This is a genomic window from Saccharibacillus endophyticus (genome assembly GCF_013185185.1).
Classification (GTDB): domain Bacteria; phylum Bacillota; class Bacilli; order Paenibacillales; family Paenibacillaceae; genus Saccharibacillus; species Saccharibacillus endophyticus.
This window is the reverse complement of the sequence record NZ_JAAZWE010000002.1, coordinates 1179837-1191949: the sequence shown is the minus strand read 5'-3', so window position 1 is coordinate 1191949 and position 12113 is coordinate 1179837. Positions and strand designations below refer to the sequence as shown.

At 55.1% G+C, this 12113-nt stretch carries 11 protein-coding genes; 4 read left to right on the top strand and 7 right to left on the bottom strand.

The genetic code is table 11. From position 1 onward, the window contains the following. Positions 1-26 precede the first annotated feature (26 nt). The 3 genes from HRQ63_RS11045 to HRQ63_RS11035 form a co-directional block, all read right to left on the bottom strand. A complete protein-coding gene (locus HRQ63_RS11045) occupies positions 27-1382 on the bottom strand; it encodes an MFS transporter (RefSeq protein WP_172243185.1) in 1356 nt (451 codons plus the stop codon). 124 nt (positions 1383-1506) lie between these two features. Further along, positions 1507-2451 carry an aldo/keto reductase gene (locus HRQ63_RS11040; protein WP_172243182.1) on the bottom strand — a complete coding sequence of 315 codons (945 nt, stop codon included), beginning with the start codon at positions 2449-2451 and terminating at the stop codon, positions 1507-1509. A 46-nt stretch (positions 2452-2497) separates the two neighbouring features. Continuing rightward, positions 2498-3502 (bottom strand): Gfo/Idh/MocA family protein, encoded by a 1005-nt coding sequence (locus tag HRQ63_RS11035; protein ID WP_172243179.1) that lies wholly within the window; start codon positions 3500-3502, stop codon positions 2498-2500. A 126-nt stretch (positions 3503-3628) separates the two neighbouring features. On the opposite strand from HRQ63_RS11035, the gene HRQ63_RS11030 reads away from it, so the two are divergent. Next, on the top strand, positions 3629-4459 hold the full coding sequence (locus tag HRQ63_RS11030) for an AraC family transcriptional regulator (RefSeq protein ID WP_172243176.1): 831 nt from the start codon (positions 3629-3631) through the stop codon (positions 4457-4459). Between the two features lie 217 nt (positions 4460-4676). Then, entirely contained in the window at positions 4677-4904 is a 228-nt protein-coding gene (locus HRQ63_RS11025; protein ID WP_172243173.1) for a hypothetical protein, read from the top strand. Positions 4905-5033: 129 nt separating this feature from the next. On the opposite strand, the gene HRQ63_RS11020 is transcribed toward HRQ63_RS11025, so the two are convergent. After that, positions 5034-5345, bottom strand: a complete 312-nt coding sequence (locus HRQ63_RS11020; RefSeq protein WP_172243170.1) for a hypothetical protein — start codon at positions 5343-5345, stop codon at positions 5034-5036. A gap of 163 nt (positions 5346-5508) precedes the next feature. Here HRQ63_RS11020 and HRQ63_RS11015 point away from each other — a divergent pair, with 163 nt between their 5' ends. Beyond that, on the top strand, positions 5509-7239 hold the full coding sequence (locus HRQ63_RS11015; RefSeq protein ID WP_172243167.1) for an alpha/beta hydrolase: 1731 nt from the start codon (positions 5509-5511) through the stop codon (positions 7237-7239). A 103-nt stretch (positions 7240-7342) separates the two neighbouring features. Here HRQ63_RS11015 and HRQ63_RS11010 read toward each other — a convergent pair whose 3' ends face one another. Next, the gene (locus tag HRQ63_RS11010) at positions 7343-8338 is read right to left on the bottom strand and encodes an FUSC family protein (RefSeq protein ID WP_172243165.1); all 996 of its coding nucleotides are present in this window, start codon (positions 8336-8338) and stop codon (positions 7343-7345) included. A 572-nt stretch (positions 8339-8910) separates the two neighbouring features. On the opposite strand from HRQ63_RS11010, the gene HRQ63_RS11005 reads away from it, so the two are divergent. After that, positions 8911-9570 (top strand): HAD family hydrolase, encoded by a 660-nt coding sequence (locus HRQ63_RS11005; protein WP_172243514.1) that lies wholly within the window; start codon positions 8911-8913, stop codon positions 9568-9570. Positions 9571-9704: 134 nt separating this feature from the next. On the opposite strand, the gene HRQ63_RS11000 is transcribed toward HRQ63_RS11005, so the two are convergent. Together HRQ63_RS11000 and HRQ63_RS10995 are read right to left on the bottom strand one after the other, a co-directional pair. Beyond that, the gene (locus HRQ63_RS11000) at positions 9705-10481 is read right to left on the bottom strand and encodes a hypothetical protein (protein WP_172243162.1); all 777 of its coding nucleotides are present in this window, start codon (positions 10479-10481) and stop codon (positions 9705-9707) included. 65 nt (positions 10482-10546) lie between these two features. Continuing rightward, a complete protein-coding gene (locus tag HRQ63_RS10995; RefSeq protein WP_229714132.1) occupies positions 10547-12046 on the bottom strand; it encodes a methyl-accepting chemotaxis protein in 1500 nt (499 codons plus the stop codon). Between the last annotated feature and the right edge of the window lie 67 nt (positions 12047-12113).

Here is a 12113-nt window from a genome sequence, read left to right as displayed (position 1 = left end):
CGGCGGCGAAACGGCGATCGTAACGATCAAGCTTCCGCCTGCTCGATCGGCTTCGCATAAGGCACGCGCAGCAGCACGACCAGCCCGATCGCGGCCATCACGACGAGGGACAGCAGCGCCGCGCGGCTGGCCAGCGTTCCGTATCCCGCCAGCGCCCAAGTCACGCTGCCGTACACGAGCGGACCGAGCACGGACGACAGTTTGCCGGAGAACGCGAAAAGTCCGAAGAACTGCCCCCTTTTTTCCGGCGGCGAGAGTTCGACGATCATGGTGCGCGAAGTGACCCACAGCGAGCCCATCGCCACGCCGTACAGACATGCCGCAGCCCAGAACACGGCAGCGGAGAATGCGGCGGCAGCCAGAACGAGCGCGGCAATGAGCACGATCGCGACGAGGCCGGACGAGACTTTCCCCCCGACTCTGCGCGTAATATGGCCGAAGACGAACGAGCCGATGATCGCGAACACCGTTGCCACCAGATACAGCAGAATGAATTGTCCGGCGCTGAAGCCCATGACGGCGGTCGCATAGACGCTCATCATGGCAATCGCGGTCGCGACGGCGTCATTGAAGAAGAAATAAGCGATCATGAACGTGAACACGGCCCGATGCTTCTTCGCTTCTTTGAACGTGTCGTAAATATCCCGGTAACCGCTGAAAAAGGATTTTCGCGTTCCGCTTGCGGGAGCGACGGGAGGCGTATGCTTTTCTTTGTACAACAGAATGATCGGCAGCGAGAAAAGCAGGAACAACGCGGCGGTCAGGATAAAGGCAAGCGGATAATCGCTGCTGCCCACGATGCCGTAGACGACCAGACCCATCAACGTACCGATATAACCGACCGCGACGCCGAATCCTGACACGAGAGGGACTTGAGGACCGGTCGCGATATCGGGCAGCATATTGTCGTAGAACAGCTGACTGGAATTATAGAAGAACTTGGCCGCGGTAAAAAAGATCAGCACCGTCACGATCGAAAGCGGCAGGCCGAGCAAGGATGAGGGGCTGTTCGTGTACGCGGCCAAGCCCATCAGGAACGTAAAGACAATGGCGGCCAGCGCAAAAGGAACGAGGAAAGCCTTTTTGCGTCCCGTTCGGTCCATCCAGACTCCCAGCAGCGGCGTGAAAACGACGAGCAGCAGACCCGAAGCGGCGTTGGCGTAACTGATAAACGTGCTGGCGATCTGATCCATTCGCGCGTCTCCGCCCAGCACCTGCTGCAGATACAGCGGGAAAAAGATCGTAACGATGTTGGAGGAAAAAATCGTGTTCGCGAAGTCGTACAGCGCCCACGATAGCACCGGCAACGACAGGAACAGCCCCGCGCTCGACCCGCTTTTGCGAGTTCGGCGGGGCGGTTTGGAAGCGGCAAGCTGAGACATGGCAATCCCCTTTTCGATAAGTTTCCGGCAAAAGCCTTCCTATCCCAGATCATACCATCAGATTGCGGCTAGCTAGCGTGAAAGCAGGCAAGATTTACGGTGCGCGAACAATTTTGACATGGGGTTAACGCAGCGGATTCGCCGCACTCAGATCCAGCCAGTTCAGCTCGTCTTGCGTCAGCGTAATCTTAGCGCCCTGCTCGCAGGACAGCAGTTCGTCGCGGTTTTGAGCGCCGATCAGGGCACAGGTCGGGAACGGCTGATTCAAGACATAGGCGAGTGCGATCTGGATCGTCGACGTGTTTTTCTCGGCGGCCAGTTGCTTGGCTCGTTCCAGGCGCTCCCAGTTATCGTCACTATAAAACACGCGGACCAGATCCGCGTTATCCCGCACTTCCTTGGTAAAACGTCCCGTGAAGAAACCGCGTGCTTGGGACGACCAGGAGAGCAAAGGAAGCCGACTCTCCGCATGCCAATCCAGCGTCTGCCGATCCGCCGACACGCAGCCTGCCCAGAACGGCTCGTTGGCTTTGGCGAGGCTCAGATTGGGACTGCTGAACGCGAAGCCGACGAGTCCGCTGGAAGCCGCGTAGTCGTTCGCCTCCTTCAGCCGCTGCCAGGTCCAATTGGATGCGCCGATCGCTCCGATATGACCGGCTTTGATATGTTCATTCAGCGCGTCTACAATCACGGCGACGGGTATGGCTTCGTCGTCGCGGTGAAGGGCGTACAGCTCGATAAAATTTGTTTTCAACCGCTCCAAACTGGTGTTCAAATCGCTGCGAATCGCTTCGGCGTTCACGCGCGGCCCGTTCTGATCATGGTGCGCGCCTTTGGTCAGAATGACGATCGAATCCCGGTTGCCGTGTTCCTGCATGTATCGGCCGAGCACTTCCTCGCTTTGTCCGCCGCAGTAAATATGTGCCGTATCGACCGTGTTGCCGCCGATCTCCAAAAATGCGTTCATATTGGCGGCGGCTTTTTCATACGTCTCGTGAGTAAAATAATCCGTGCCTTTGATCAGCGCAGAAATCGGCTTGCCTGCACCCTTGATTTCGATATGTTTCATAAGAAGTCGACATCCTTTCGGGAGTGGGAGTTTGAAATATCCGATGTTACAGGGTCACGCGTCGGCGCTGCCCGGCGGACTTTAGACACGCATCCAGCACGCGCATGTTGCGTACCGCATCTTCGGCATCGTATACGGGCTTTTCGCCGTTCAACACCGTGCGTGCAAAAGCATCGGCTTGCGCCGCATATTGATTCAACGGGGCAACCTGCACCTCGCGACGTTGATCGCCAACGGTTACGAAGAAGTTGGAGCGTTCGTCGCCGGGGCTTACATAAGCGGAAGGCACTTCAATGGTGCCCTGAGTCCCCAACACTTCGAGCGTATTGCGGAAAGCCGCCCACATGCCGCTATCGAACGTAACGCCGATCTCACCGTCGAACTCGAGCAGACCGCTCGCCATCATATCGACGCCGTCATGCTGCGGAGAAAACATGGCGATTACCGTTGCGGCAGTCGGTTCCTTGCCGAGCAGCATCCGGGCCGCGCTGATCGAGTAGCAGCCGATATCGTACAGCGAGCCGCCGCCCCAGTCTTTACGGAAACGCACATTGCCGTCCGCAGCGCTGTTGTTGAACGTGAACGTGCTATGAATCCCGCGCACGTCGCCGATCTCGCCGCTGGCGATCACGTCGCGAATTTGGTCATAACGCGGATGGTGGCGGTACATGAAGGCTTCGGCGAGATGAACCCCGGCTTTGGAAGCAGCGGCGGCCATCTCTTCGGCTTGAGCGGCGTTCAGCGCAAGCGGCTTCTCGCATAAAATATGTTTGCCCGCTTCGGCGGCGCGCAGCGTCCATTCGTAGTGCAGATGATTGGGAAGCGGAATGTACACGGCATCGATCTCGTCATCGGCAAGCAGCTGCTCATAGCTGTCATAGGTCTTGGCAATGCCCAGCCCGGCGGCGGCTTGCTCCGCCTTTTCCAAGGTGCGGCTTGCCAAAGCCGTCACTTCGTTCAGCTCGGATTGCTGCAAGCCCGGAATAACGGAACGAACCGCAATGTTAGCGCTGCCGAGAATGCCCCAGCGCAGCTTGTTTGATGGATGCATGAATGATATTCCTCCTATGCCTACTACAATATTGTTCGATGATGCGATTATAATGAATAAAGAAGAGCTTGAAAATAATAATATATTGAATCAAATTAGCACGATATTGCGGTTAAGGAGATAAGTATGCATAGACAAAGCGTTCTGCTTACGTTGCAGCGGCAAGCTTACTTTTGCCTGCCGGAATCCGTGGGTCATTACAGCGATCAGCCGGAGCACAACGTCCTGCGCGAAGAAGGAGCCTTGAACAATTTTAATATCCATTACGTGGCGTCCGGAAAAGGGTATGTAGAGATCGAGGGGACGGTGCATGAATTGCGAAGCGGGCAGGCGGTGCTTTATTTCCCGCTTCAGCGCCAGCATTATTACAGCAGCGAAGATGATCCGTGGGACGTGCGATGGGTGCATTTTTACGGAGAGAGACTGCATGATTACATGATCGAGCGCGGGTTCCATAGGCATCCGATCTGGATGCTGCGGCAGCGCTCCGATTGGGAGCAAGCCCATCTGAATCTGCTGGAAGAGGCAGAGCAGAATCGGATGTTGCGTCAATCCCGTTTATCGACACTGACTTATGCGGTCTTGGCGGAGTTCGTTCATCAAGCGGTGCCTTTAAAAAAGAATCGTGCAGGCAAAGCGGAGAATCGGGTATTGAGCCTTCTTCCGGATATGCAGCAGGAGGCATGCCGGCCGTTTTTACTGCGGGAATGGTCGGAGCGCGCGGGAGTGAGCGAATATTACTTTTGCAAACTGTTCAAGACCTTGACGGAGATGACGCCGATGGAATTTATTACGCGCTCTCGCCTGCAAATGGCCAAGCAATGGTTGTTGGAGCATCCGGATCGGAATATCGGTCGGATCGCCGAAGAGGCCGGGTATCCGAGCGTGAGTTATTTCAATCGGCAATTCATGGCACGCGAGAATATGACGCCGACCGAGTATCGCAAACTATATTGAACACGACAAAAAGACCCTTGGGAGATCTGGGTCGTATCGGCAATATTCCTATCCGGCTACTTTAGGTATTACGTATTTCTTGCCTTTTCCCTACGCTGATAAAACTCTTTGATGCGAGGTTCCGTGCGAGTTTCCAAGCCTGGTTCCGGGTATATATGAAGGTATTCCGTCTGACTGGGTTTAAGTCTTCAACAACCAATTTGAGGAGGAATAAACAATGGAAAAGATGGCGATGGAAATGATGATGACGATGTGCATGGATGAAATGATGTGCAAAATGAACACCATGAAGATGTGCATGGAGAAAATGTCGGGGATGGACGGCATGAGCATGAAAGACATGAACATGGATATGGACATGATGATGAAGAAAATGCAGGAGTGCGACGAAATGATGACTTCTTGCATGTCCATGATGCGCAAAGAAATGGAAATGTCGAAGTAAAACGTACACAGGCTTTCGAGGTTCGCCAGGCACATATACGAATATCGGGCATGCGGTTCGGGCGTGGTTTATCCGCGTCTGCCGCTTGCCTTTTTTATTGGGAAAACGGCTGCCGGGCGTAAATGAATCTTACACCCCTACATGCCGGAAACGGATATTTTGCGAAACGACGATGCGTTCCAATTTGAGTTCCCATACGCGCTCTTCCCAACGGCCCGAGTAGGCGGAATCGGAATGCGTGCGCATTTTCAGGAACAAATCTTTTAACTCTTCGTTGATCTGATCGAATCGTTCCCATAGGGCCGCGAGCTTTGCTTCCTCGGCGGAAGGTGCGGGTGAGGCGAGTTGTTCGGCCAGCAATGCGGTAAGCGAAGCCTGCCATTCGGCGTCGCCGATGGACTTGGCATAGTTATACAGGTCAAGATAATCATCTACGAACATTACAAAAGTCAGCTCCTTCAAATTCTATTACCGAGTATTATACTCGGTTTTATATAATTTGCAATACGGTTTCGGAGAGAAGTTCTGAGTCGATCAGGTTCGACAAATCCGTTCGAAGATAATAGGATACAAAAGAGGTTGAGGAATGGAAGGAGAGAGTGCAATGGGATACACGGGCGGTTACGGATTTTCGGCTTCCGCGGGCGGTCGCGGAAGCTCTCGGTTTCGAAATTTCGGCATTATCGCGTTACTATCGGGCAACCTGTTGTCGTTGGCGCTTGGCCTGACCTATTTGCTCGTCGATGCAACAGGCGGCTGGTGGAATATGTACGGCTTGTTGCTTTTGCTGACGCTGCTCGGCAATTTGCATTTGACGATGGGAAGAGGCGTACATAAAACTTGGGAATATGGCTACCTGGCGCTGCATGCGTTGGGCTTGACGGCGGTTCCGATTCTCAACACGTTGGCTTCGGCAGCCGTTCGCGATTACGATTCCCGCAGCATCGGGACGATGGTCATCATGCTGGCCTTGTTTGCGTTGGGCGCATGGGTTGCTTTTTTGCGGCTTCAAGACGGAACGGAAGAGCGGGAGGAGCGGCGGAGAGACCGGGGATATTCACCGTATTCTTCACGGGGAGGACGTTCCGGCGGAAGTCGGCTCGGAGCCGTACTCAAGCTGCTGCTTACGCTGTGGTTCCTGTTCAATCTGCTGCTCGGCTTATACTTCTCGGCGATTCTTTTGGGGGCGGTCGATGCGGGGCTGATGGAGACGGTGCTGCCTGAATACGCATTGTTCTTCGGTCTGATGTTTTTGGGAGCGGCAGCTCTATTGGTGAAAATGTACGGGCATAAAAGCGGCTTCTTTATCTCGGTATTTCGGGGCGTCATTCGCGTATGCGGCTTGCTGATCTTGGTGATTTGCGCGTTACCGCTGGCGTCTGCGCCAAAGATCGTCAGCGAAGCCCGGGATGCTTATCAGCAGGCGTTCGGGAAAGATCCCATGACCGTGGAAGGCGACGGATTCATGCGCACGGCCTTTTCGCTGCCGGACTATTTTTACGGGGCGCCGAACGGCGATTACCGCGTGAAGACGGACATCGTTTACTACGAAGGGCAAGAAAGCACCGGCGATGCCGGCTTGAAGTTGGCTTTCGACGCTTACATGCCGCCTGAAGATTCGAACGATCTACCGGGAAAAGGTTCGGTATTGATTCGGATTCACGGCGGCGGCTGGACGATCGGGGACAAAGGCGCGCAGAATTTTGCTCAAATGAACAAGTATTTCGCTTCGCGCGGTTATGTGGTATTCGACGTGCAGTACGGACTCAGCAACGCCGAAAAGTTCGTGGAGTCGGCCGTAGTGCCGCCGGAAGTGGTGGGCAATTACGGCATCGACGACATGGTTCGGCATATCGGCTTGTTCACGGTTTATCTGGAGGAGCATGCGCAAGAGTACGGAGCGAACCCGACATCCGTGTTTATCGCGGGCGGATCGGCAGGGGGGCAACTGGCTGCCGCTGCCGGACTTGCGCCGACGACCGAGGACTACGCGAACATGTTGGCGCCCGGGATAACGGTCAAAGGCATCATTCCTTATTATCCGGCCAATGGCTTGGCGAACGAAGTCGGCGTCGACGGCGGAGCTTTGGGCGATCCTTCGGTGCTCGTGAACGCGGATAGCCCTCCGGCGCTGATTTACCAAGGCGAAAAGGACAGCATCGTGAGTTCGGAAACGGCACAGGCTTTTGCGCGGGCGTACCGCGAAGCTGGCAATGAACAAGTAGCGCTGATCGAAATGCCGTTCGGCACGCATGGCAGCGACATGTATTTTTCAAGCTATTACAATGAACCGTTCACGTATATGGCAGAGCGGTTCATGAACCAATATCAGTAAGACGGTCAGACGCAAGCCAATGAAAATAGAAATAGAAAAGAAACAGGCCGTCCGAAATAGGGCGGCCTGTTTGCATACGAAACATTATCGCGGTCTAAGAGCGTTAGACAACCGGCGAGCGGTCGTTTTCACGGATTTTTTCGGAGTTTGTTTGTTGTCTCGTCTCGCTTGCATGAAATGTACCGGACTGCGCGAGGTCCTCCAGCGGATAGGCGATATCGGTCGGCACGATCAACCCCAGCGTCTGAAGCTCTCCCAGGATGCATGCAACGTGGTACCGGTAGATAATGGCCTGGGATTCGGGAGCGAGCGCGCTTTCCGCTTTCTGATTGGAGGCTTGGAGCAGGCTGGTACCGAGACTTGCCACGCCTTGCGGATCGGGATCGGTGAGCAGGCGGATCATGCGCATATGGGAGTACGTATTCCGGTAAACGTCCAGTTCCTGCTCGATGCGCGATACCAGATCATGGCTTTTGTTTTTGGCCGGATCGAATTCTTCTTTATACGTATCGCAAGCTTTTTGCAGGAAGGCCAAGTCTTTTTTGAGCGGGCTGATATGAATCCCTCCGCCCTGACGCAGCAGCTGCCGGGCGAGCGAAGACAGATGCCGGCGAACGGTCAAACGGGCTTTTTCCAGGTTGCGGTCATGCTTGGGCGGGATCAGGAAGTAATTGACGAGCACGGCAACGCCGATCCCGAGCAGCGTGTCCAGCACCCGGTGCAGCGCGTAAGCAAAAGCCGGCTCGCCGTCGCGCAGATTGAGCATGATCGCGAGAAAAACGATGCAGGCGATCGAGACGGATTTGTTCCATTTCAGCAGATTGCAGACCGCGATGACGCAAACGATCCCGAGCGCGGACAGATACGCATTATGCGGTTCGATAAACGCGAACAGGCCCCCGAACGCGGCGCCGACCAATGTTCCCATCGTCCGGTTTTTCCCCGCGGCGTAAGAGCTGGTGATCGAACTTTCCATGGCGATAACGGTGGCGATAGCGGCATAAAACGGATATTCGAGCTTCAAGGCAAACGAGATCAGCACGCAGAGCAGCACGGCAACCGCCGTCTTGATATTCCGCATCCCGATAGAAAATCTCATGACGATTCAAGTCCTTTCGGATCGGATTTCAAATTTGAATAACGTAATTTTGGAATATACCCTATGTGAAATATTATACTTAGTCAGGCCGATAAGAGCAATTGTCCAATCCATGACAATATTCGTCCGTTCGCTCGGGCTATGGTTGCCCTTTTTTTCGGTCCATCACCCATCGTGCGGATGAAAAAAGGCAGGCTGCCAAAGCGTTTTAAGGTCAGCTTTCATCGTAAGCTTTCTCGAACCGAGAGAAGTTCCTATTCGCTTGGGAAGCTTGGCGGCTGCGGGGGAAATTCGTTTCGGTCGCGTGTTGACTTGGGAAAGCTAGATTGAATGTATACAAGGAGGCTTTCCCAAGTCAAAGGCGAACACTCCGTTCCTTCACTGAATTTCCCCCTTCGCCTGGTGCTTCTTCGGAATCAGAACTTTTCTGAAACCGAAAGCTTTATCTTCAAGCTTTTATTTTGTAGTAGGAGGTGCAAGTACAGGAAAGAGAGTCTCTTCAAAGTTGCATAACACCCTTTACCCAAGTTAAGGTGAAGGAAATAATGAAAGACAGAGAGGGGCTGTACACGATGATCGAAGCTTTTATTTTCGACATGGACGGGGTTATTATCGACAGCGAGCCGATGCATTTCGACGTGGATATTCGGGTGATGGAGTATTACGGGCATCCGATTACGCAGGAGAAGTTGGAGGATTACGTGGGGATGACGAATCCGGAGCTGTGGAAATCGATCCGCGAGGAATTCGGGATGAGCCAGACGGTGGAGGAGATTATCGAATACCAGCTCGGGCATAAGATCGAAGTGCTGCGCGCGGCGGAGATGGAGCCGATCGAAGGGATTCGGGAATTGCTTGCGGAGTTGAAAAAAGGCGGGATTCCGCGGGCGATCGCGTCTTCTTCGCCGCCCGTGTTCATCGAGGCCGTATTGGAGAAGTTCGGACTGCGGGGCGAGTTTCAGGTCGTGGTCAGCGGGGAGCAGGTGCCCAAGGGCAAGCCTGCGCCCGACGTGTACTTGCGCGCGGCCGAGCTGTTGGGGGTAAATCCTGCGCGCTGCGCGGTATTGGAAGACGCCCGCCACGGCGTCGCCGCCGCCAAAGCGGCAGGCATGCACTGCATCGGCTTCGTCAATCCGAACTCCGGCAACCAGGACTTGAGCCAAGCCGACCTGATTGTGAATAAAGTCGGCGATATCCGTTTGGAAGATTTGCGGAAAGTCGAAGAGAAGTGAGTTTCGGTGCGGGTGTTCTGATTTTATTTGATGGATAGAACATGTCAAAAAGCTGCGGAACGCATGATGCGTTCCGCAGCTTTTTTTGATACGGATTTGTCGCGAAACGGAAGTTTTCGACAAACTTCTCCGCGTTACGGCTCCTTTTGCACGATCTCCAACATCCGCTCCGTCCCGTAAGCCCCTTCCATGATCGCGTTGGCTTTCGGCCAATATCCGAGTCGGATATTCGTTCCGTCTTTCAAGTCGACCCGCAGCGAGATGCGGTATTCCGGCGGATTGTCCTTATCGATCGCATCGAAGCCCACGTACTCCAACGACAGCAGATCCGAGATAAAAGCTTCGGTATCCTCCGGGCTGAACTCTCGCATCACGCTTCCGTCGTTGCCGCTCACGCGGTTCACTTTCGATACTTTGCCCTCGATATCGTACAAATCGCCGATCGTTTTCGCATGCGGATTATCGCCGACTTCGAAGATTCGTCCTTCCGCGACGACTCGGAAATCAGGGTCGTAATCTTTCATTTCATGAATAGGCGTTCCGGCCGGAACGAAAGTCGCGTCGCCGCTTCGCATGACAAAATCGGTACAGGCATCGTCGGACATCGTGTAGGCAACCTCGGCAATTTCGTCGCCGATCAGCTCTGGAGACAGGGGCAGGCTTCGTTCGTCGTAGCTTTGGCGATTGTAATAACGGATGTCGTTCAGCATAAGCGCGTCGACGTAATCGATGGTCGGCATGCATTCCTTCCGATTTTTGTTTTCGGCGTTTTTGGAAATCGTAAGCTCGCGCGCAGCCGTGCCTTGCCCCGAATCGTTTCCCGAATGAGCCGATATGCAGCCGGACAACAAAGCCGCCATCCAAACCGCCGATAGCGCGAAGATCGTTCGCGCTGACTGCTTGTTCTTCACCGTCATTCCCCCTTTACTTCTCAGACGCGGAGGAATAGGGGGAAGTTGTCGCTTTTTTCAAAAAATCAAGCGGTGCGTTCCGTGTCGGGCGCTTCGCCGCCTTCCGTTTCCGTTCGCTCCGTCAATCCGCGCAGCGCGTCGATCATGGCTTCAAGCCGTGTCACGCTGTCGGAAATCCCACGGATCGAATCGCGCTGGCGGTAGACGCCGCTCACGGCCAGCTCCACGGATGCCGACGTCTGCTGGCTGGCGGCCGAGAAGTCTCCGACCTGGACCGCGATGCCTCCGTTGAACTCTTGCAGTTTGCCGATGTTTTGCCGGATTTCCGACGATTTGTCCAGCACGTGGTTCGCGTCCTGCGTGATCTGTTCGAACAGGTCGCCCGTCTCGTAGGTGCGGCGCTCCAATCCTTCGAGCGCGGACTGGTTGCCGCGCACGGCGTCCGACACGATTCCGGTCTGGCTGCGGATCTGCTGAAGCAGTCCGGCGATATCCTGCGCGGAAGACTGCACGTTGCCGGACAGGCTGCGGATTTCGCCGGCGACGACCGCGAAGCCCCGTCCGTGTTCGCCGGCGCGCGCCGCTTCGATGCTGGCGTTCAGCGACAGCAGGTTCGTCTGGTTGGCGATCTCCGAAATAGCGGTCAAAATGGCCTGCGCTTCTTCCGCGTACCGGTTCAGCAGCTGCACCTGGGAAGCCGTCTCGCTCATGCTGCCGCGCACGAGCGACATGTCGCCGCGCAGTTCTTCGGCTTTGCGGCCGCCTTCTTCGGTAAGCCGGGTCGTGCTGAGGGACAGCTCGTTCATTTGCTCCGTTTCGCGGCCGATCAATTCGATCCCGTCGCCGGAACGGATCATCGCTTCGTTGATTTCCTGAATGCTTTGCGCCTGCACTTCGATGCCTTTGGAGATTTCTTCGAAGCTTGCGGCCGTGTCTTCCGCGATGCGGGACGTCTCGCCCGTGCCCGCGGCGACGGACTCGCCGAACGTTTTCAGTTCGGTCGCGGAGCGTTCGACTTCGCCGAGAAGCTCCTCGATCCTGCCTTTTTGCCGGGCCGATTCCTCGAGCATGTTCCGCCCGACCGTGCAGACCGCGTAGTTGGCAACGCCGACCATGACGATGACGACGTACATGACCACGTAATCGAACGCGCCGTAAGCGGGCACGTACGGATTCAAGAACAACTGCACGGTCAGCGAGACCGCGCCCGCGATGCCTCCCGTCACGACGACGGAGCGGGACAGGTAGATCAGCGACAGCGTCATGTAGATGAAGACCGCGACCCAGATCAACGTGCTCGGGATGAACAGGAACAAAATATCGCCGGCGGCGAAGCAGCCCAGCACGAGGGCGTATTTGCCCCAGCTTTTGTCCGACGAAAATTTATAAAGCGCGTAATAACCGCCGATCAGCAGCACGTTGATGCCCAGAACGGCGAGCGTGTTCGACAAGGGCACGATGCCGATCAGCCAAAGCAGGGCGAACAGCGGATACAGCGAAATCAGCAGCGATTCCAGCGTGTAAAAGATCAAGGTCGAAGATTTCTTTTCGAATGCGGTCGGCATGGCCGAATGTCCCTTCTTTCTTGTTGGTGTGTGCATGACTGCGGGAGATCGAATCGCCGAAATTGCG